Consider the following 20972-nt stretch of genomic DNA (forward strand, 5'->3'; position numbering starts at 1 on the left):
CAGAAGCACAGGCCCCGCGTCCACAGACGTGTCGCGCGGACGCTCGCGCCCGCACTTCATGCAGAAGCGAGCCTCGTCAGGGGTGGAGGCCCCGCAGTGAGGACAGTTCGACGCCATGGGGACGCTCCGTCGGTGGGGAGATGACCAAAGACCGACCCGTGCCGAACAATCCCGCAACGGCCGACACGAAAGAGCGGCTTCGCATCGACACCGCCGCGTCGGCGGAGTCGTATCACAACGGACACATCTTGCCCGGCGGCTGGTTCCCGTCAACTCGGTTCACAGCGGAATAATTTGTACGCTGCCCGCTGTCGGCGCCCCGTGGCAGGTCTACGCCTTGAAACCCCGGTGCAGCGCGACGACCCCACCGGTGAGATTCCGCCACGCCACCTTCGACCAGCCCGCGTCCTGCAGCATCGCGGCCAGCGTCGGCTGGTCCGGCCAGGAGCGGATGGACTCCGCGAGATAGACGTACGCGTCGGGGTTGGAGGAGACGGCGCGCGCGACCGGCGGCAGCGCCCGCATCAGGTACTCCTCGTAGACCGTGCGGAACGGCGCCCACGTCGCGTGCGAGAACTCGCTGATGACGACCCGGCCGCCGGGCTTGGTCACGCGGTACATCTCCCGCAGCGCCTGGTCCGTCTCCCGGACGTTGCGCAGCCCGAAGGAGATCGTGACGGCGTCGAACGTGTCGTCCTTGAAGGGCAGCTTCGTCGCGTCCCCGGCCGTGAACGGCATCCAGGGGTGGCGCCCCTTGCCGACCTGCAGCATGCCGAGCGAGAAGTCGCAGGGCACGACGTACGCGCCCGCCTGCGCGAAGGGCTGTGACGAGGTGGCTGTCCCGGCGGCGAGATCGAGGACCTTCTGCGCGGGGCGCGCGTCGACGGCCTTCGCGACCGCCTTGCGCCACAGCCGGGCCTGCCCGAGCGACAGCACGTCGTTCGTGAGGTCGTACCGTTCCGCCACGTCGTCGAACATCGAGGCGACTTCGTGCGGCTGCTTGTCCAGAGATGCGCGGGTCACCCGGCCATTGTGTCAGGCCGGTCTTCTGTCTTGGCGGCGGCCCGCTTCGCCTGCGGCGGGCCTCTCTCGCGGGAGCGTTTGCTCGGGGCCGGTCGTCCAGCGGGTGCGGGGATGGTGTGGTTGCTCGCGCCGTTCCCCGCGCCCCTGAAGCCCCCTTCGGCGGCCCGCCTCGCCCGCGGCGGCCTCTTCGCCTGCGGCGGGGCCTCCGGCGGGTGCGGGGATGGTGTGGTTGCTCGCGCCGTTCCCCGCTCCCCTGAGGGCGCCCCTGCGGGGCTGCCCTCAGGCTCGGGTGCCCTCAGGCTGGGCTGGGCTGCTTCAGCTGGCTCGGTACACCATTCTGCCGCCCAGCACCGTTGCCACGCACGTTCCCGCGCCCTGCCGCACCAGGGCTGCGCGGTCGGTCACGTCGAAGATCGCGAAGCGGGCGGGGGAGCCCGTCGTCAGGGGCGACAGGAGGACCAGGGGTGCCGGCGACAGGGACGCGGGGCCCGGCAGCCGATCCGGGCGCCGGCCCACCGCGAGGCCCGCCCTGCGGACGGTGTCCAGGACGGGCCGGGCCTTCAGTTCGCCCGCGACGGCCACCGTGCCGTGCGCGAAGAGCCGCTGCACGCCCCTGCGCGCGCTGGCACCCAGGCGGGACGGGTCGGCGCGGAAGATCGCCCGCGCACGCTCCCCGCCGATGGGCTCCGTGCCGAGCCGGTCGGCCTCCCGCGGGTCGGGGTGGTAGGTGGCCTCCAGGAGCTCGGGGCCGTACACGTTGAGCAGGCCCGGGGTGAGGATGCCGGGCCAGCGCCGGACGCGGGCCGCCGGATGCGCGGCGGCCAGCTCCTCGTACGGGCCGACGGCGGCGATGCTCGCCCCGTCGACCAGGACCGCCGCCTCCGGTGTCCCCTCGGCGACGTGAAGTGTGCGCAAGACGGCCTCAGTTGGAAGCGAGGAGCTTCAGCTCGGGGTGGGCCGTGCCGCCCTCGATCGCCGTGGACGAGATGTGCGAGGCGACGCGGTCGTCGGTCGGGTCGTTCGCCGGGTCGTCGTGCACGACGAGGTGCTCGTACGTCGTGGCGCGCTGGGCCGGGACACGGTCCGCGGTGCGGATCATGTCGATCATGTCGCGCAGGTTGTTGCGGTGCTTGGCGCCGGCGGAGGAGACGACGTTCTCCTCCAGCATCACGGAGCCGAGGTCGTCCGCGCCGTAGTGCAGGGTGAGCTGCCCCGCCTCCTTGCCGGTGGTCAGCCAGGAACCCTGGATGTGGGCGACGTTGTCGAGGAAGATCCGCGAGATCGCGATCATGCGGATGTACTCGAAGATGCTGGCCTGGGTCCGGCCCTTGAGGTGGTTGTTCTCGGGCTGGTACGTGTACGGGATGAAGGCCCGGAAGCCCCCGGTCCGGTCTTGCAGGTCACGGATCATCCGCAGGTGCTCGATGCGCTCGGCGTTGGTCTCGCCCGTACCCATGAGCATCGTGGACGTCGACTCGACGCCGAGCTCGTGCGCGATCTCCATGATCTCCAGCCAGCGCTCGCCGCTCTCCTTGAGCGGGGCGATGGCCTTGCGCGGACGGGCCGGGAGCAGCTCGGCACCGGCACCGGCGAAGGAGTCGAGCCCGGCGGCGTGGATGCGCTGGATCGCCTCCTTGGCGGAGACCTTCGAGATGCGGGCCATGTGCTCGACCTCGGAGGCGCCGAGGGAGTGGATGACCAGCTGCGGGAAGTTCTTCTTGATCGCCGAGAAGTGCTCTTCGTAGTACTCGACGCCGAAGTCCGGGTGGTGCCCGCCCTGGAACATGACCTGCGTGCCACCGAGCTCGACGGTCTCGGCGCAGCGCCGCAGGATGTCGTCGAGGTCGCGCGTCCAGCCCTTCTTGGTGTCCTTCGGGGCGGCGTAGAAGGCGCAGAACTTGCAGGCGGTCACACACACGTTGGTGTAGTTGATGTTCCGCTCGATGATGTACGTCGCGATGTGCTCGGTCCCCGCGTACCGGCGGCGGCGGATGGCGTCCGCGGCGGCGCCGAGCGCGTGCAGCGGGGCATCGCGGTAGAGGTCGAGCGCCTCTTCCTCGCTGATCCGCCCACCTGCGGCGGCACGGTCGAGCACGGACTGAAGGTCGGCCTTCTCGGTCACCGGGGCGTCCCTTTCGTAAGGGTTCTGGACGGACTGATTCAGCGTACGCCAGGCGATCTGGCCGTCCGACGTCAGGCGGCATACGCCCCGGCAAGCAGCCCCAGAAACGCCCCGCCGATCAGGAACGGCCCGAACGGGATGGCCGTCTTGCGCCCGGCGCGGCGGGCGACGACCAGGAAACCGCCGTACAGCGCGGCGAGCAGGAACCCGGCGAAGGTGCCGAGCAGCACCGCGCCCCATCCGTACCAGCCCAGGACCGCTCCCAGACTGAGCGCCAGCTTCACGTCGCCGAAGCCCATGCCGTTCGGGCTGATGAGAAAGAGCACGAAGTACGCACCGCCGAGCGCGAGCCCTCCGTAGAGCGCGTGGATCCAGGACCCGGCGTGCTCGGGCAGCACCGCGGCGCCCCCGAGGAGGACGAGCGCGGCCCCGGCGAGCGGCAGGGTCAGCACGTCGGGCAGCCGGTGCACCCCGAAGTCCACGACGGCGAGCAGCACCCCGAAGGGCGCGAGCAGCAGCCAGACGCCGAGCTCGGGCCGCGCGCCGGTGGCCGCGGCGAGGGCGGCGCAGACGAGGGCGGTGGCGAGGGCGACGGTCGTGGTCCGCGGCCCGTAGCGGGTCCCGTCGTGCCCGCACCGCGCGAGCCCGACCCACCCGCCCACGGGATGCCCGTCGGGGCACGCGGCGCGCCAGCCCTCGTCCGGCGCCACGGAGAGCCGGTAGACGGCACGGGGGACGAGCAGCCCGGCGGCGGCGCCCCAGAGGGCGCCGCCGAGGACGAGGATCAGCAACAAGAGGTCGACTTCCCGTTCCGATTCAGCGGGGTGTCAGCTGACCGCGGTGAGGCCACTGCGCCAAGCAGGAAGCAACTCGTCAAGCAGAGCCTCCGTCCGCGGCGGCACACCCCGCGCCCCGCTCCGCGCGACAAGATCGGCGGCGACCTGCTGCAAGCGGGCGGGATCGCCCACCGCGTGAGTGCCGCGCAGCAGCTCGTTCCAGAGCCGCTCGTCCCCCGGCGCGGACTTCAGCGAGGCGTTCAACGCCTCGATGGCCTTCTCCGCGCGCCCCTTCTCCAGGTGGAACTCGGAGAGGGCGAGCCCGATGTCGGCGACGAGCAGCGGCAGCTGCGCGTCGATGATCTCGTGCGTGAGCCACGCGTACCGCCCCTGCGGCCGGTCCTGGAGCAGCGGCCCGCGTACGAGCACCAGGGCGTCGGTGAGCATCCGCCCGCGGACGGCCCGGCTGTTGGCGCCGCGCCCCTGGGTCGCCTCGTGGTACAGCGAGCGCAGCACGTCCAGGTCGGAGACGACGGACTTGGCGAGCGTGAGCCGCCCGCTCTGGTCGGCCCGCAGCCGGGGCGACCCGTCGGGCTCGGTGCCGAGCCACTCCCGCAGTCGTTCGACGAGCGCGTCGCGTACGTCCTCGGTGACGCCGCGCGGCCACAGCGCGGAGGCAAGCACCCGCGGGTGCACGCCCTCGCGGTGCAGCAGGAGCAGCGCGAGCGCCTCGTGCAACAGCGGGCTGCGGTCACCGTCGGGCGTGTCGAGGCCGATGATCTCGTACGTTCCGACCAGGCGCGCGTACACCGCGGGCCGCCCCTGCTCGGTGACGTCGACGAGGAACGGCGGGGTGGCGCCCGTACGACCGGAACCGCTGCCGCCGCGGCCCTCCCCCTCGCCCTCGCCCGGATCGGCGTCGACGAACAGTTCCACGACGGCCCGCTGCTGGGCCTCGGGCAGCGTCTGCGCCTCGAGCTCGAGACCGAGGAGCGGGGCGAGCAGCTTGCCCCCTGCGGTGATCTCCATCTCCCAGGCGGCACCGGGCAGGTCGCCGGACTCCGTACCGACGAGGTAGCCGATGCCCAGGCGGCTGGCGTCGGCGGCCAGCTCGGCGAGCTTCACGGCGTCGTCCCCGGTGGGCTCGGCGGCGAGCAGCACCAGGTGCGGCGCCCAGCGGGTGTGCTGTGCCGGGCCCGTACGCCCGGTGAGGACGGAATCGTGCCCGGCCGCCCCCAGGGCCCCGCGGCGCTGCCGCGTCTCGGCCTCCATCGTCTCGATGAGCGCCTCGATGCCGTCGAGGTGCCGCAGCCGGTTGGGCGCGAGCGGCGTCAGGTCCTGTCCGAAGCCGACGAGGGTGATGGTCATGCGGTCGGACCAGCCGTTGGTGGCGAGCTCGGCGGCGACGGAGGCGAAGACGGCGGCGCGGTCGGCCTCGGTACCGCTCAGCGACACGACACCGGGCACGGCTTCGAGGTTGAGCAGCAGCCGCGAGTCGTCGAGCGTGCCGAGGCTGACGAGCCCCGGGTAGGGAGCGGCGGTGTCGACGTCCTCGTACCGCTCGGCGTCGGTGCGCGCCAGCATCCAGAACGTCTGGTCCTGCCCCAACTGCCAGGGAGCGGGCGGCCGTCCGGCGGGCTGGGCGAGCTGGAGGTGCAGATCGCCGTTGCTGAGCCAGGCGGCGTAGACGGTGGGCAGGGCGCGCGATTCCTCGGCGAGGGACGCGGCGAGCCCCCTCAGCGACAGGTCGAGAAGTCGTACGCCCTCGGGGTCGGCGCCCACGAGCAGCGCGTCCTGCACGTCGGCGGCGTCCCCGGTCGGCGTCGGCGGCTCCATGCCGCGGCGTCCGCCGACGGCGCCCATGGCCGACTGCCACAGCGCGTGCCGGCGACGGCGGCCGAGGGCGCCGAGGAGTCCGGCGGCGAGGAGCGGGGCGCCGATGAGGGCTTCGGGCAGCCCGAAGGGGAACCCTTCGGATTCGCTGCCGCTGCTCGCGACGGGCGCTTCCTGCTGCCCGTGCCCGCCACTGTCGTTGTTGGGCCGCTGCTCGGGAATGGTGATGTGCGCGGTGTCGCGGTCGACGGACCCGCCGCCGCCCTGCTCGTTGGCGCCGCCCTGCTCCTTGGCGCCACCACCCTGCTGCCCGGACTTGGCGTAGTCGGAGATCTGCTCCTTCACGTCCTGCGAGACCTTGGGCGCCTCGTCGGGCATCTCGACGAGCTCGCCGCCGTGCGCGTCCGCGGGCATCTCCATGATCCAGCCGGGCCGGATGAGGCTGGCCTCGGACAGGCGGGACCCGTCGGGCTGCTCACGGTCCTTGTTGAGCTGGTAGATCTCCTTGTAGCGACGGCCGTCACCGAGGTGCCGCTCGGCGATCTCCCACATGGAGTCGTGGTGACGGCCTTCGGGCGGCTGGATCCGGTAGTACTTGGTGTCCCCGTCCTTGGCGGTGCTCCCCGCCCGGTCGGCGGCCTGCTCGGCCTGCTCGGCGACGGCGCCGGCGGCGCTTCCGGCCTGCTCCTGCCCGAAGAGACCGCCGGGGGTCTGCTGGGCGGAAGCGGCGGACGCGGGCTTCTGATTCCCTTCCAGGGACTGCCCGAACTGCGAGAGCCCCGGCGCGAAGCTGGCGGCGGTTGCGCCCACCAGGAGCAGGGCGGCGACGAGCTGACGGGCGAGGAGCTGGCTGCCGCCGGCGCCCGGAACGCGGCCCGGCATGCCCACACCGGAGAGCGCGGCCTTGATCTCGACGAGCACGCAGGCGGTGAACTGGGCCCAGGCGAGCCAGACGACGACGGTCAGTACGTTGACGAACGTCGTGACCGTGATCTCCTGCTGCAACCACTCAAGGGACGGCGCCCCGCCCGGCAACGGCCACCCCACGGTGAACGCGAGCGCGGCAGGCACGCCGACGACGAGCGCGGCCAACGCGACAAAGGCGAGGAACGCCTTGACGAAGTCCCCGGCAGTACGTCGACGCCGGGGCAGCGGCTGCGGCGTCCGATTCCGTGGAGCCGACGGGCCGCCTGTCGAACTTGAAGTGGTGCGCGCCATGGCGGGTGTCCTGTTGTCCTCTGAGAGGGAGCGGATAGGGATCAAGGGATCAAGGGAGATCAGCTGAGCGTACTGAGGCGATGGTACGGAAGGGGCCGGAGGTCAGACAGGGGCAACGGGTTGCGGGGCCTGGCGATACGTTCCCCCGGCCGCCCGTTTACGCCCGAGTCGCACCGTAAGTCCAACTCCCCTTGCGTGGTTGTCGACCACGAATGTCCACTTGCGGCGGGCATTCATCGGCGCGCGTCACAGTTCCGGCACGGAATCACCGCGCCCCCGTAGCACTTGGGAACGCTTCACTCCTGTTCGCTTCCGTCACCGCACGGAACGCGAGAGCCTTCACAAAGCCCACCAGTACTGATAACCCACGCCTGATAACTTCGTCCGGCTCCATTTTCTCCTGCACACATGTGCACACACGCCGAACCCTGGGGGGCTGCAATCGTGGCCCGTCGCACTATGCCCATCGTGACCGCGCTGGTGACCGGCGCGGCCCTGCTTCTGACTGCCTGTGGGGGCAGCGGGAGCGACGAGTCCCCGGACAAGATCGAGGGTGCGGGGCAGGGTGACAGCACTCCGGCGCCGTCGAAGTCGGGCGCGAAGACTCCTGACGCCGACCGGCCGAAGATCACGCTTCCGAAGAGCTTCAATCTGCCCTTCGAGGGGTGGACGAGCAGCGACCCCGCCAAGCAGGCCGTTCTCGACGACGGCAAGGAGCATCTGCGGGCGGGATACGCCGCCATCATCGCGAAGGACCCCGACGCCGAGTCGCTCGCCTTCTACGACACCACGGCCGGCCTCTCGCAGGACCAGCGGTGGATCAAGACGTATACGGACAAGGACCTCACCGTCTTCGGCAAGCTGCCGGTCTTTGACCCCGAGGTCACCCTCGCGGGCGAGAAGAAGTCGAAGGCGACCCTGACGTACTGCACGGACGAGAGCAAGGCGTACTCGAAGGAACGCAAGTCGGGCAAGACCGAGGGGAACCCCGCGGGCACGGCTCCCGAGGTCTTCTACACCCTCACCCTGGCCAAGAACGCGGAGGGCGTCTGGCAGACCGTGTCCACCTACTCGAAGAGGGGCGGCTGCTCACGATGAAGTCACGGCACACATGGCCTGCGCTGACCGCCGCGTCACTCACGGCGGTCGTCCTCGCGTCCGCACCGGCTCACGCCGTCGGCGGCGGGGGAACGGCCGGCGAGGTGGACGAACGCACTCTCGCGTCCACGGCGCACTCGCAGATCCAGGTCTCGTACGTCAAGGGCGGCGACGGCAAGGGCAAGAAGGGCAACCTCGCCCCGATCGACCCCAACTGGAAGCCTCCGGCCTGCTGGTACGAACCGCTCTTCACGCCCGAGCAGCTCAAGGCCTTCGTCAAGAAGACGGACGGCGAGGGCATGGTGGGCATCCACCAGGGCTGGTACGGCAGGTCTCTGTGGGAGAACCACTACGCCAAGGGCAAGGACGAGCCCAACATCGACGCCGAGAACACCATCGCCAAGGGCTACGACAACTACAACATCGGCAAGAAGGGGTACTTCTGGCGCAGCGTCGCGCCCGACGACACCGACCCCCGCTCCTCCGCGTGCGACAAGGTCATGTTCTGGCAGGATCAGGGCGAGATCCCGGATGTCCCGCACACGCCGACGCCCAAGACCCTGGCCGAGTACGCGTACGACAAGGTCGAGATCCCCGAGACCGAGATCGAGCTGAAGCCGCAGGCCAAGTCGACCGTCAACCTGCCCACTTGGGTATGGCTGGACAAGGGCACCTTCAAGGACGTCCAAGTCCGCGCGGAGCTCCCCAAGACGGGCATCTGGGCGGAGACCACGGCAACGCCGAAGAGCCTCCACCTGGAACCGGGCACGGAGGACTCCGAAACCTTCCCCGCGTCCGGCGAATGCGAGATCAACGAAGACGGCAGCATCGGTACGCCCTACACGAAGGGCAAGTCGAAGCAGGACCCGCCGTGCGGCATCAGCTACCTCCGCGCCACGGACGGCAAGCCGTACCAGCTGAAGGCGTCGATCACCTGGGAGATCTCCTGGGAGGGCTCGGACAACGACGGCAAGCACATGCTGCCGGAGGGCACCTTCGAGACGACCCGGGACATGGAAGTCCAGGAAGTCCAGTCGATCAACCGCTGATCAAGGGGCTCCACGCCATGCGCGGGCACGCCACCCTCACCCACCGCCGTTCACCGTGGTCGTCTTCACGCACCACGACGACCCATGGCTGGACGACGAGGCCTCTACGTCTCACTCCCAACACGGGTGCGATAGCTTCGTATGCGCTTTCGAGTACAAGCAGTACAGGTTCTGCGGGGGTTGTGGGATGGCGGGGAATCGTCCGGCGGATTGGCACGTCCTGGACTTGGACAAGGACCCAACTCCCGGTGATCCGGACCGCGTCCGCAAGCTTGCGAAGAACCTGCACGATTTCGCCGACGACGTATCCAGGGTCCTGCGCGACATCAAGGGGATGGCGGGAGAAGACGCGATCCTCTCCTGGGCGGGGAAGACCGCCGACACCTTCATCGCGGAGTTCGAGGACGCTCCCGGCAAGCTGAAGAAGCTGAAGAAGAGCTACAACCTCGCGGGCGACGCACTCGCCTCGTTCTGGCCCGACCTCGAAGAAGCCCAGACCAAGGCGGACAAGGCGCTACGCGATGGCCGCGCCGCCCGAGACCAACTTGCCACCGCCCAAACCGCATTGAGCGGCGCCAACGACTGGGTGCAGACGGCTACCAAGAAGGCCGATTCCTACGACGCGGACAAGAACCCCGGCAAGGACGTCCCCAAGCCCGACGAGACCGAGGTCCGCCAGGCCACGAGGAACGCGACCCGCGCAAAGGAGAAGCAGGAGTCTGCGCAGGGCGACGTCGATGCCGCCCAGAGCGCCCTCGATGCAGCGAAGAAGCTCGCCAATCAGGCCAAGGGGCTGCGGGACGAAGCCGCTCGCCGAACGGTGAAGAAGCTGGAAGAGGCTTCAGACGCGGGCATCCCCAACCGCCACTGGTGGGAGGAGGCGACCGACTGGGTCGCCGACCACTGGGACGAGATCGTCACCGTTTGCAAGGTGATTGTGGCCGTTGTCGGGATCATCGTGATGATCGTCGGTGGACCACTGGGCTGGCTTGTCTTCGCCGCGGCTTTGGTGGTGATGGCGGACACCATAAGAAAAGTCGCCAATGGTGAAGCAGGCTGGGGTGACCTCATATGGGCCGCTCTCGATTGCATACCCGCGACGAAGGGCATCACCAGCCTGGCCAAGCTGGGCAAGCTTTGGAAGGCGGGCGGGCTGAAGGCCTTGGGTGCCGGGGCCATGAAAGGCATCGGCGGCGGACTCAAAGGGATGCTCCACCCGAAAGTCATCGTCCATGCACACAGTCCCTCGCCTCTCGCCAGCGCACGCTTCAAACGACTCGCAAAACTTAAGAACGAAGGGCATGGCCCCCAACGTCATCTCTTCGCCACGGATGCCCAACTCAAAGCTAGACTCGGTGAACCTAAGCTCGACGCGCAGGGGAACTACACGTTCAAGAATGATGGTCACGTACGAATGAAGGATCAGAAAGATCCCGAGACAGGAACGGTCTGGGATTCCGAGCCAAAGGCAGACGGGACACCCAAGAAGCACCGCTGTGGTCCCTACGCGACGCGCTTCAACAACGCCGAAGACATGATTCAAGCCGAACGCGTGGCCCGTTCGAAGTCTGCCGCCAGCGGAGACGACGTCGTCGACATCCCCATGTCCGAGCTGTACGGGAACGCGGAGTACGGGCACAAGTTCACTGGCTTCTACGTGGACCCGAGCAATCCCGCCGACGCGGCAGGCAACCTTAATTACCGGCCGGTAGACTTCAGGGAGGGCTCAGTAAAGGCCGTGTTCCGGTCAGATCCCACCTCAGGGACCCGCAACGTCACCCTGTATCCGAACCCTCAGACCGGGCGACACCCTTAAGGAAAAAGAATGCAACCTATCGATAGAGATCTGCAAACATTCCTGGGCGGGGCCTTCTCCGCCGAGGTCGTAGACCGCCTCGATCACATCCGAGACGGGCTGGTACGCCGACCCCCAGAGCGCCGTGAGGCCCTGCGCTCCAACTTCCGTTCACTGATCGACGAACGGGCACTCGACCTGCGCTCGTGGGCACAGATGACCGACATCGACTTCGACTCCCTGGATGATCTCTATGAGTATCTCGAAGGTTGCTACGCCTACTTCTTCAATAGTGCGGCAACCTACCCCGAAGCGCCGTACTGACGCCGCCGCTTCCTGCAAAGCACAGAACAGTTCATAGAGCGAAGATGCTAATGAGCGATCCATGTCACGAATGCGAAGCCATCGATGAGCAAGACGGTAAATAGGCGGAAAACAACCGATGCTCTGGCCACGTCCGGGTTCGCGATTTCAGTTCCCGAGTCGTGGTGGGAGTTCGACATCCGCCCAGAGGGGCGCGAGTCGACGATCCGCACACTGGTTGACGAACGTGTCCGTGAGCACCCCGAGCTCAACCCCTACCGAGCCGACTTGATGAGCGTTCTTCGCAAAGCAGCCAAGGAAGCCCACGACTCCGGAGCCCGTTACTTGGGCTGCATGGCCGAGAACTTCGAGGGTGTTCCTCTGACAGCAACAGTCACGGTCTCCCTCGTCGGCGCCATGAACAGGCAGGGTGTGGCGCTCTCTACGGACCCTCGGGCGATCGCCGACAGCCTGCGCACCATCAAGCCCCGCCGCGAAGGCGACGCCTGGCGCACCGTGACGACCGTCGACATCCCCGAAGTAGGCATGGCCGCCCGCACCGTCGGTGTCGAGGATGTCCCCGTCGCCCCGGGTGACACCCGCACCCTGCGCATGGCCCTGACCCAGACGTATATCCCCGTCCCCGGAACCACCGAGCAGGTCATAATCGTCTCGGGAGCCAGCCCCGTCCTCGACCTGGCCGAGGCGTTCCACGACATCTTCGATGCGGTGACGAGTACGTTCCGTTTCGTATAGCAGCAGCCGAGAGGGACTGAGGGGGACACGGAATGGCAGGCAAGGGCAAGAGCGACCTCGCGCTTCCGCTCAGCGATCTGGAGGACTACGGAAGCCGGTTGCGGTCCGTCAAGGATCGGATGAACCGGACGAAGAAGACCTTCGAGTCCTACAAGGACGACATCGGCGACGGCGGCGTGTACGACGCGCTCGACGACTTCGAGTCCAACTGGGAGGACGGCCGCGAGGACATCACCCAGCAGCTCGACGCCCTGGCCGACATGTCCGACGCCGTCGTACGCGAGTTCAAGAAGCTGGACGACAAGCTCGCGAAGGACGTCTCCGAAGGCGTGAAGGAGAAGAAGGGTGGCAAGGGCGGCAAGGGCGAGGGCGATTAGCCCTTCGGCCGCGCCTGGCAGCAGAGCCCGCCCCGCGTCGCGCCCTGGCGGCCAAGCCCTCCCGGCACCGCGCCCCGGCAGCGGAGTCCGCCCCACCCCGCGCCCCGGCAGCTGAGCCAGCCCCGCGCCCTCCCCCAACACCCGGTTAACACCGCCCCGCCCCGAATGGCCGTCCCGTGAACTCTGCCTGAAACATGGGGCGTTGACCGGGAACCCCGCCCCCTCGCTCGTAATTTGGCCCCACCCGCACAACTGGGTACGGACAAACGGGGGTCGGTTCGGTGATGAGTGGTCTTTCCTGGGAGTCGATGGTCGCCGCCCTCGGCCTCGCGATACCCGTCGGCGCCGCCATGTGGGAGTTCGGATTCGCCGGGCGCAAACGGCTCGGTTACCGCGTGCAGATGGACACCACCGCGAAGAACGCGGACACCCACCCGCACGCCGGAGTCCTGAGGCAGATGCAGCAGAACGGCACCTCCCTCCTTGACCCCTCCTTCGTCCTGCTCCGTATCCAGAACAGCGGCTGGACCCACATCGACGCCAACGACTACGTCGTACGCGACGACGATCAGGTCGGCATCCGGATCAACTTCCCCGGCCGCCGCGTCGACGGCATGGTCGTCACCGAGCTCAGCCACGACTACCTGCGCCCCTGCTTCGACGACGCCGCCGGCCTGCGCATGGCCGACGGCCAGATCGAACTGCCCCGCGTACCCCTCAACCGCGGCACCCACTACAAGGTCCTCGCCGTCCTGGAACGCGACCCGGACTTCCCGACCGGCCAGGACTTCCCCGACCCGGTGGTCGTCGCGGGCATAAAGGGCGGCGTACGCGGCGGGCGGATCAAGAAGACCGAGAGCCACACCTTCGCCTCAAGGCCCGTCATGGTCTTCATCGCGCTCCTGGTACTCGTCGCCGCCGCCCAGTCCTTCACCTCCTTCACCAGGGACGACGCACCAGCTCAGGCCGCACCGGTGGACTGCGCCGCGGGCACGCTGACCCTCTCCGGTTCCACCGCCTTCAGGGCCGCCGTCGCCGACGCGGCCAAGCGGTACGTCAAGAAGTGCACGGACGCCCGCATCACCATCACGGACGACACCTTCAAAGGCAGCGTCGCGGGCCTCGACTCACTGGAAGCGGCCGGCAAGAAGAGAGCCGGGACGACGACCGGGGAAGCGGCCGACACGAATGCGGGGGCGGGCGGCCCCGGCCTGCCCGACCGGCTCGCCTTCACCGACGGCGCCAAGGGCGACGGCCGCCCCCGTCTCCTCCCCCGCCCCGTCGCGCTGTCCCTCTTCACCCTCGCCGTCAACAAGGACACCGGCGTCCAGGACCTCTCCCTCAAGCAGCTGCGCCAGATCTACTCCGGAGACATCACCAACTGGCGCCAGGTGAACGGCAACGACGTGCCCATCCACCTCGTGAGCCGCCACCCCGGCTCCGGCACCCGCTCCACGCTCGTCCAGCAGGTCCTGGCCGGCAAGGAGCTGCTCGAGGTCACCTCGGGGGACTGCGCGAGCATGGACCGGGGCAGGCCCGGCCGCTGCGAGGTCGGCGACACCGCCACCCTCCTGGACAACGTCGCGTCGATCCCCGGGGCACTCGGCCACAGCGAGGCGGGCGCCGCGCTCACCCACGAGGGCGTCCAGCAGGTCCGCATCTCCGGCTACCCCGCCACCGTGGAGGGCGCGGACGCGGGCGCGTACCCGTACTGGCAGACGGAGTTCGCCTACACCTACGGCGAGCCGCCCGCCGACTCCGTGGCCGCGGGCTTCCTGCGCTACCTCACGGAAGGCGCGGGCAAGGACAGCCTGCCGGTGCACGGCCACCGCCCCTGCTCGGAACTGGAGAAGCCGCTGCTCTGCCGTCCGGCCGACTAGCGCTCCCCCTCGTGCGGGGCTTCGAACGCCTCGGCGGCCCGCGTGAGCCACGCGTGAATCTCCCGCCACCGCTCCGGATCCGGATCCGGATCCGGTGAGTCGACGTGGGCGCGCAAGGTGTCCTCGATGCCGCCGACCTCGGCGGACGCCTTGGCGAGGGTGGCGGTGCCGTGCTCGGTGAGGGACAGGGTCCGGTGGCGGCCGGTCATGCCGGCGCGGTGCACGAGTCGGGCACTGACGAGGCCGTCGATGACGCGCAGCATGGTGGGCGGCGTGACGAAGGCCCGCCCCGCCAACTCCGCGTTGCTCATGCCGGGCGTCCTGGCCAGCAGATTCAGCGCCGTGTACTGCGGCATGGTGAGCCCGTGCGCGGCCAGCCTGGCGTCCATCTCACGCCGCATGGCCTGCTGGAGGCGCTTGACGGCGAAGCCGAGCGAGAGCGATGGGTCGAAGTGCGCGTCGTCCATGGGGTGCATGCTACGTTGAAAACGATTAGCACCCTAACGGTCGCAACGGTCGGCCGTTCGATTCGATCACCTCGGAGGAAGCCCGATGGCCACCACCCCGACGAGCGTCACCGACACCACCGCCCCCACCACCGGCGTCGACTTCGTATCCCTGCAGGTCAGCGACATGGACAAGTCCCGCACTTTCTACTGCGACACCCTCGGCCTGCCCGCCGCCCCGACCAGCCCGCCCGGAGCCCAGCTCATCGCCACCCGGCCGGTCTTCATGGCACTGCGCACCGACATCACGCCGGAGCCCGGAACCGCCGGGCGGGGCGTGACGCTGTGGATCGCCGTGGACGACGTCGACACCCTGCACAAGGCCGTGACGGCAAGCGGCGCGAAGGCGGAAGGAGAGCCCGTGGACGGCCCCTTCGGCCGCATGTTCACGGTCACGGACCCCGACGGCTACCGCCTCACCCTGCACAACACCGCCGGTTGACAAGCACGCACCACACCCCGTCGACGGTGCTCCGAGCACCCCGCGCGCTCGGAGCACCCCACTGGGGCAACCGCCCCCGCAGGCCCCTTCCGTACCATGGCCCCCAACGCTTCGGGGAGGACCCACCATGGACGAGCTGGCGCCGGACGACGCCCGCGAGATTGACGGATACCGGCTCCGCGCCCGCCTGGGCGAGGGAGGTATGGGCGTCGTCTATCTGTCGCACACGCGCGGCGGTCAGCCCGTGGCCCTGAAGGTCGTACGGCGGGAGTACGCGCAGGACCCCGAGTTCCGGCAGCGCTTCACCCAGGAGGTCACCGCCGCTCGCCGCGTGCAGGGCCCCTACACCGCGCCCGTCCTGGACAGCTTCACCGACGGACCCGAGCCGTGGCTCGCCGTCAGCTACGTCCCCGGGCCCTCCCTCTCCTCCGCCGTGTACCAGCACGGCGTACTTCCCGTGCCGACCGTCCTGCAACTGATGGCGGGCATAGCCGAGGCCCTGCAGACCATCCACGCCGCCGGTGTCATCCACCGCGACCTCAAGCCCTCGAACGTCCTGCTGGCCGCCGACGGCCCCCGCGTCATCGACTTCGGCATCGCCCGCGCCGCCGACACCACCGCGCTGACCGGCACGGACGTACGGCTCGGCACGCCCGCCTACATGGCGCCCGAGCAGGCCGTGGGCGGCGAGGTCACCCCGGCCCTCGACGTCTTCGCCCTCGGTCTCGTGGCGTACTTCGCCGCTACCCGGCAGCATCCGTTCGGCGACGGCTCCTCGCACGCGCTGCTCTACCGCATCGTCTCGAACGAGCCCGATCTCACCGCCTGCCCGGAGCAGTTGCGTCCGCTGATCGCCGCCTGCCTCGCCAAGGAGCCCGGCTCCCGGCCGACCCCGTCCCAGCTCATCGAGGCGTGCGCGTCGCTCGCGGGCACGTCCGGGCTCGCCCGGCAGGAGGGGTGGTGGCTGCCGCCCGCCGTGGCGCAGCAGATCGCGCGGCAGGAGCGGGAACAGACGATGCGGCTGCAGAGCGGCGCGTCCTCCAGTACGCAGGGTGCCTTCGGTGCGCCGGCCTCCCCCGGTGTGCCCGGTTCCTTCGGTGCGCCCGGCGCCCCCTTCACCGCGCCGCCCGTACCGACGCAGCCCGCCCACTCCCCCGGCGCCGCGTACGCCGCCGCCGTCCCGACGCAGCCAGCGCAGAGCCCGGGTGCCGCCTTCGCCGCCGCCGCGCCGACCCGGCCTGCGCAAGCCCCGGCCCAGCAGGCAGGGCAGCAGACCGGCAAGCGCCGTCGCCCGTTGCTCGTTCCCGTGCTCGCCGTCGTCGGAGTACTCGCCGTGGGCGGCGGCTCCTTCGCCGCGTACCAGCTGATGGGCGATACCGACGACAAGGGCAGTACCGCCAACGGCAGTTCGGCGGGGAGCGACTCGGGCTCGGACGCCAAGGCCGGGAACAAGCCCGGTACGGGCAGCGAGGCAGACAGCGGCGCCGACAAGGGGCCTGCGGGGCCGAAGACGGAGACGGGGTGGCAGATCACCGCCCAGAACAAACCGCTGACGCTGCGGGCGCCCAAGTACGACCCCAACTCCGAGGACATCGGCTATGACGCCGGGTGCCGGCCCGCTGACGTCACCGAACTCAACATCAATGACCTGGAGCTCTACCTGCACCAGAAGGCCTCGCCGTCCTCCAGCCCCAAGCTCGCCTACGAGGACTGCGCAGCCCCCCTCAGCGCCAACGGCTTCCGCCTCGCCGACGACAGCGGTGCGTTCAGCAGCATCGCCGAGAAGCGCCCCACCCCCACCGAGTGCCGGGACACCGCGCGCAAGGCGAATCTGCCCAACCCCATCCCGCTCAGCAAGATCCGGAACGACTCGGTCCTCAAGGTGAACACCGGCCTCTGTGTCGAGTCCAGCGACGGGCCCGTCACGCACCTGTGGATCAACAAGGTCATCAAGGAGCCGGAGAACGACAATCTCCGCACGTACGTGGTGACAGCGACCCAGTGGAAGACCGAGTGAAGCTGCGCTGAGGACAGCGCGGTGAGGCCCGCGCAGCGGCCGCCGGAGCCGTCCGGTCAGCCGACCGCGTTCTCCGCGACGGCGGTTCCGTGCACCGTGACGTCGCCGCCGTAGAACATGCCCGTGAACACCGGGCTGTAGGTCATCTGGACTTCGACCTCGACCTGTTCGGCGTTGGCCGTCACACAGTGCGTCGCCGCCACGTCCGCGCCACGCAAGCCCGTAGAGCGTGCGTACTCCTGTGCCCGCGCGCCGCAGTTCTCGTAGTTGATGGGCGCGCCCTTGGCACCTTCGTATATGCCCTCGCGGTCTATGTCCTGCGCCGCGTAACGCGCCGCCTGTTCCGCGATGTCGGCGGCCCGCTCCCGCTTGGAGATGGACAGGCCGCCGTCGATGACGAACGCCGAGAGCGCGAGGAACACGAGCGCGAAGATGATGACCGCGCCCGCACCCGAGCCGCGGTCGTCGAGGCGTTCGCGGCGGGCGTCGGCCCACTCCCGTACGCGAGGTCCGATGCTCACGCCGACCTCCGGAGCGGGTCCAGTGAAGAGCTGAAGTTGGCCTTCAGTGTCGTCTCCATGTCAAGGCCGAGAATGCCCAGGCCCCTTACCCGACAGCTCACTTCGACCGTGAAGAACGTGCCGGGCTCGAAGCCCGCGCTCGTCTGATTGACGGTGACCGGACCGACACACATGCCCTCGAGGTCAGCCGTCGCTGCCGCCCGCGCCTCGGCCATCGCCGTGCCCAAGTCCTTCTGGATCGAACCGGCACGCGCGGCGTCACGCGCCGCCCCGTCAACGCCTCCACGGGCGTCGACAAGCTGACCGAAGGCAACCAGGAGCAGGATGAAGAGGATCATCACGGGGGCGAGGATGACCACCTCGATGGTCGAGAGCCCGCGGTCCAGTCCTCGGTCCGAGCTACGTCCACAAGCGCGCATCCTGGAGAGGACAGCACGGGTCCACGCGTTCCGCATCAGCCGTTGTCCTCCACGAACCGCTCGACCGGGCCCGCCGACCGCGCGCGCACCGTCATGTCGAGTCCGGGAAATACGGACGGCACCTTCGCGGTGATCTCCACGCCGACCGTGTTCGCCTTCGGCTCGACCGTCTTCACGTCCGGGCGGAGAACCAATTGCGGTCCCAGCTGCTGGATGTAGGCGTCTACCACGTCACGGGCGTCACCCCGCCATCCGCCGGGGTTCTCGTCGGCCGTCGCACGGGCCTTGCGCGCGCCCGCCTGGGCCGCGGCCTGAGCGACATGGTCCGCGAAGAAGTACAGCGCGAACTGCACCGTCGCGAAGATCATGAAGAAAAGCACCGGGGTGAGCAGTACGAACTCGATCGCGGTCATGCCGGATTCACCGCGGGTGGAGGCTGCCTCCACCCTGCGGTTCACCCATCGCTTCACGCACCCGCGCACTCGTGTCCGCCTTCGTTAGCCGGTCTACAGCTGATCAGCAGGTGCCCTCTGCGCTCGCGCCCTCGATGCAGTCCCTGACGTCTTCCGCGCCACCCTTCAGCGCGCCGTTGATGACGGCGGCGACCACACCGACGATCGCCACGACGACCGCCGAGATGATGACCCACTCGACCGCGGACGCACCGCGGTCGAGCTCGCCGGAGCGGGCACGCTGCACGCGGCCCTGCAGGAAGGTGATCACGAGGTCCAGACCGGGGTTGCCGGTGCTGAAGTTCCGTCCGTTCATGGTGAGTTGTCCTCTCAGGAGTGGGGGGAGGTTGTCGGGCCGCCCCCGTTCGGCCGGCCCGTCCGTCGCCGTAGGTTCGCTAGACCTGGAACACGCGCATCGCCGCCGGGAAGATGAGGAAGACCAGGAAGCCCGCGCAGAGGAGCAGCTGGGCGACGAGCATCGACTGCGACTTCTCGCCCGCACTACCCTCGATCTCGGCCATCTCGCGATGCCGCATCGTCTCCGCACGGGAGGCGAGCGACTCGCGCACCTTGGCACCGTCGTCGGCCACCAGGCCGAGAGAAGCCGACAGGTCCTTGAGCTCTTCGACGCCCAGCTCCTCGCCGAGTGCGCCGAGCGCCTGCCACTGGCTGATGCCGGTGATACGCGCATCGGCCAGAGCACTTCGGATACGTTGCGTCGCCCAACCGTCGGAGATCTCCGCCGCCGCCATCAGGGCCTCGGGCAGACCGCGCCCGCCCGCCAGGCTCATCGACACCAGGTCCAGGTAGGCGCCGATGACGCGCCTCAGGTCGCGCCGCTTGTCTGCGGCGTCCCGCCGCACTTCGAGGTCGGGGAGGAAGAAGAAGATGACGCCGAACATCAACGCGAGCCACACGGGGATGATCGGGCTCTTGCCGACGCCCATCGTCCAGATGATGACGAACATGAACGGCCCGAAGAACACCCCCGCGGCCGCCAGCAGCGTCTTGGTCGCCAGGAACTTCTCCCAGCTGCGGTCGAGCACCGCGAGGTCGGCACGCAGCGAGCGCTGTTCCCAGCCCTGCTGGAGGTAGAACTCGGCCATGCGCTCGCCTACGCGGCTGCGCGTGGAGTCCAGCCGGCCGGCCCCCTTCTTGCCGTTACCGGCCGGCGCCCGATGCGACTCATAAGCCGCCCCCCGAGCCCGCATCGCATCGATCCGCGCGACAGTCGCGACCGCGCTCCGCTTGGAAGGCATCAGGGCACGTACGAGGGCGTAGATGCCCAGGCCCATGATGGCGCCGATCACTATCGGCATCGTCAGGCTCATCGACGTACCCCCTCAGGATTCCCGTAGGCCTGACCCGGCTGCTGACCATGCGCCTGCGGCTGCCCGTACGGACCCGAGTGGCCCGTCAGCGGCGCCTGCTCGCCCGGACCCTGGCCCGCGACAGGGGAACCGCCCGGCCCCCGCGGACGCACGAACTGCACGCCCGGCTCGTCCTTGACCAGGAAGCGGTCCGGGGTCTCCACCGTCGAGAGCTTGCGCAGCCACCAGAAGCCGAGCGCGAACAGGCCGCAGACGCAGGCGAGCACGAGCTGACCGACCGCCGTGCCGTAGGGCGAGACGAAGTCGCGGTTGAAGATCGAGAGGCCGAGCACGAACGAGACCGACACCGCGACCACGATCTGCACCGAACGCCGCGTCGACGCACGCTGCGCCATCACGCGCTGGCGCATGTCGACCTCTTCGCGCGCCGACTTCGCGAGGGCGCCGAGAACCTGCCGCAGACCCGGACCGCGCAGCTTCGCGTTCAGGATCAGCGCGGCCACGATGATGTCGGCCGAGGCGTCGTCGATCTCGTCGGCCAGGATCTGAAGCGCCTCGGGAAGCGGCGTACGCGCACGGAGCCGGTCCACCAGGGCGTCCAGGTGGGGACGGAGTACGGGAGCCGCGGCCCGCGCCGAAGCGGGGATCGCCTGTTCCAGGCCGACCGCGCCCGCGATGGTGTCGCGCAGGGACTCCGTCCAGGCGGCGAGGGCCTCGACGCGCTTCATCTGCGCGCGCTCCTCCTTCGCGCCGCCGAACAGCTTGTCCCAGAAGAAGACGAGGATGCCGGACGCGATGCCCGCCACCGCCCATCGCGTGAGCAGCAGCACCACCAGGCCGACGCCGATCGCCATGGAGCCCCGCTGGCCCGCGAACCGGATGAGTTCGCTCATCCGCTCGCTGGTCCGCTGCTTCTCGTGCTCGGGCTTCACCGGCAGTCCGCGCAGCGCGATCGCGAGGACCGCGATGCCACCGCCGACCGCGACGCCGCAGCCCAGTGCGTACAGGACGGGCAGCGAGAAAAGGCCGCCCATCGAGCCGAGTGAGTTCATGT

21 protein-coding genes and 1 pseudogene are annotated in these 20972 nt (G+C 69.3%); 9 read left to right on the forward strand and 13 right to left on the reverse strand.

Annotation, left to right across the window (positions count from 1 at the left end; genetic code table 11):
• Window positions 1-48: 48 nt before the first annotated feature.
• From IE226_RS44405 to IE226_RS37430, 6 genes and pseudogenes are all read right to left on the reverse strand, one after another.
• Window positions 49-117: pseudogene (locus tag IE226_RS44405) on the reverse strand (zinc-ribbon domain-containing protein); the annotation flags it as partial.
• 213 nt (window positions 118-330) lie between these two features.
• Window positions 331-1023: a demethylmenaquinone methyltransferase gene (locus tag IE226_RS37410; protein WP_190085963.1), complete on the reverse strand. Its 693-nt coding sequence runs from the start codon at window positions 1021-1023 to the stop codon at window positions 331-333.
• Window positions 1024-1338: 315 nt separating this feature from the next.
• Entirely contained in the window at window positions 1339-1938 is a 600-nt protein-coding gene (locus IE226_RS37415; protein WP_190085964.1) for an imidazolonepropionase-like domain-containing protein, read from the reverse strand.
• A 7-nt stretch (window positions 1939-1945) separates the two neighbouring features.
• Window positions 1946-3145, reverse strand: a complete 1200-nt coding sequence (gene mqnC / locus IE226_RS37420) for a cyclic dehypoxanthinyl futalosine synthase (protein WP_190085965.1) — start codon at window positions 3143-3145, stop codon at window positions 1946-1948.
• 71 nt (window positions 3146-3216) lie between these two features.
• Complete coding sequence (locus IE226_RS37425; protein WP_190085966.1) at window positions 3217-3939, reverse strand: prepilin peptidase; 723 nt, start codon at window positions 3937-3939, stop codon at window positions 3217-3219.
• A 33-nt stretch (window positions 3940-3972) separates the two neighbouring features.
• Window positions 3973-6972, reverse strand: coding sequence for a bacterial transcriptional activator domain-containing protein (locus tag IE226_RS37430; protein ID WP_190085967.1), 3000 nt, complete (start codon window positions 6970-6972; stop codon window positions 3973-3975).
• A 459-nt stretch (window positions 6973-7431) separates the two neighbouring features.
• Between IE226_RS37430 and IE226_RS37435 the strand changes: the two genes are divergently transcribed.
• The 7 genes from IE226_RS37435 to IE226_RS37465 all read left to right on the forward strand — a co-directional run bounded on the left by IE226_RS37435 (window position 7432) and on the right by IE226_RS37465 (window position 14230).
• The gene (locus IE226_RS37435; protein WP_229871788.1) at window positions 7432-8070 is read left to right on the forward strand and encodes a hypothetical protein; all 639 of its coding nucleotides are present in this window, start codon (window positions 7432-7434) and stop codon (window positions 8068-8070) included.
• Entirely contained in the window at window positions 8067-9119 is a 1053-nt protein-coding gene (locus IE226_RS37440) for a hypothetical protein (RefSeq protein WP_190085969.1), read from the forward strand. Before IE226_RS37435 ends, IE226_RS37440 begins: the two co-directional genes overlap by 4 nt.
• A 187-nt stretch (window positions 9120-9306) precedes the next feature.
• Complete coding sequence (locus IE226_RS44410; RefSeq protein WP_229871787.1) at window positions 9307-10935, forward strand: putative T7SS-secreted protein; 1629 nt, start codon at window positions 9307-9309, stop codon at window positions 10933-10935.
• 9 nt (window positions 10936-10944) lie between these two features.
• Window positions 10945-11238 carry a hypothetical protein gene (locus tag IE226_RS37450; RefSeq protein WP_190085970.1) on the forward strand — a complete coding sequence of 98 codons (294 nt, stop codon included), beginning with the start codon at window positions 10945-10947 and terminating at the stop codon, window positions 11236-11238.
• A gap of 84 nt (window positions 11239-11322) precedes the next feature.
• Window positions 11323-11973, forward strand: coding sequence for a hypothetical protein (locus IE226_RS37455; RefSeq protein ID WP_190085971.1), 651 nt, complete (start codon window positions 11323-11325; stop codon window positions 11971-11973).
• A gap of 32 nt (window positions 11974-12005) precedes the next feature.
• The gene (locus tag IE226_RS37460) at window positions 12006-12350 is read left to right on the forward strand and encodes a hypothetical protein (RefSeq protein ID WP_190085972.1); all 345 of its coding nucleotides are present in this window, start codon (window positions 12006-12008) and stop codon (window positions 12348-12350) included.
• A gap of 284 nt (window positions 12351-12634) precedes the next feature.
• On the forward strand, window positions 12635-14230 hold the full coding sequence (locus tag IE226_RS37465) for a substrate-binding domain-containing protein (protein WP_190085973.1): 1596 nt from the start codon (window positions 12635-12637) through the stop codon (window positions 14228-14230).
• Here the strand turns inward: IE226_RS37465 and IE226_RS37470 are convergent.
• Window positions 14227-14697 (reverse strand): MarR family winged helix-turn-helix transcriptional regulator, encoded by a 471-nt coding sequence (locus IE226_RS37470; protein WP_190085974.1) that lies wholly within the window; start codon window positions 14695-14697, stop codon window positions 14227-14229. The genes IE226_RS37465 and IE226_RS37470 overlap by 4 nt on opposite strands.
• Window positions 14698-14782: 85 nt before the next feature.
• Here IE226_RS37470 and IE226_RS37475 point away from each other — a divergent pair, with 85 nt between their 5' ends.
• Together IE226_RS37475 and IE226_RS37480 are read left to right on the forward strand one after the other, a co-directional pair.
• Complete coding sequence (locus IE226_RS37475) at window positions 14783-15178, forward strand: VOC family protein (RefSeq protein WP_190085975.1); 396 nt, start codon at window positions 14783-14785, stop codon at window positions 15176-15178.
• 127 nt (window positions 15179-15305) lie between these two features.
• A complete protein-coding gene (locus IE226_RS37480; protein WP_190085976.1) occupies window positions 15306-17195 on the forward strand; it encodes a serine/threonine protein kinase in 1890 nt (629 codons plus the stop codon).
• Window positions 17196-17251: 56 nt separating this feature from the next.
• Here the strand turns inward: IE226_RS37480 and IE226_RS37485 are convergent, their stop codons facing one another.
• The 6 genes from IE226_RS37485 to IE226_RS37510 form a co-directional block, all read right to left on the reverse strand.
• On the reverse strand, window positions 17252-17716 hold the full coding sequence (locus IE226_RS37485; protein WP_373307096.1) for a TadE/TadG family type IV pilus assembly protein: 465 nt from the start codon (window positions 17714-17716) through the stop codon (window positions 17252-17254).
• Entirely contained in the window at window positions 17713-18135 is a 423-nt protein-coding gene (locus IE226_RS37490; RefSeq protein ID WP_190085977.1) for a TadE/TadG family type IV pilus assembly protein, read from the reverse strand. The genes IE226_RS37485 and IE226_RS37490 overlap by 4 nt, the downstream gene beginning before the upstream one ends.
• A 35-nt stretch (window positions 18136-18170) precedes the next feature.
• On the reverse strand, window positions 18171-18548 hold the full coding sequence (locus tag IE226_RS37495; protein ID WP_190085978.1) for a TadE family protein: 378 nt from the start codon (window positions 18546-18548) through the stop codon (window positions 18171-18173).
• 103 nt (window positions 18549-18651) lie between these two features.
• On the reverse strand, window positions 18652-18903 hold the full coding sequence (locus tag IE226_RS37500; protein ID WP_190085979.1) for a hypothetical protein: 252 nt from the start codon (window positions 18901-18903) through the stop codon (window positions 18652-18654).
• A 79-nt stretch (window positions 18904-18982) separates the two neighbouring features.
• On the reverse strand, window positions 18983-19918 hold the full coding sequence (locus IE226_RS37505; RefSeq protein WP_190085980.1) for a type II secretion system F family protein: 936 nt from the start codon (window positions 19916-19918) through the stop codon (window positions 18983-18985).
• Complete coding sequence (locus IE226_RS37510) at window positions 19915-20970, reverse strand: type II secretion system F family protein (RefSeq protein ID WP_190085981.1); 1056 nt, start codon at window positions 20968-20970, stop codon at window positions 19915-19917. Before IE226_RS37510 ends, IE226_RS37505 begins: the two co-directional genes overlap by 4 nt.
• Window positions 20971-20972: the final 2 nt, after the last annotated feature.

It is taken from the genome of Streptomyces longisporoflavus, from assembly GCF_014649775.1.
GTDB classification, from domain to species: Bacteria; Actinomycetota; Actinomycetes; order Streptomycetales; family Streptomycetaceae; genus Streptomyces; species Streptomyces longisporoflavus.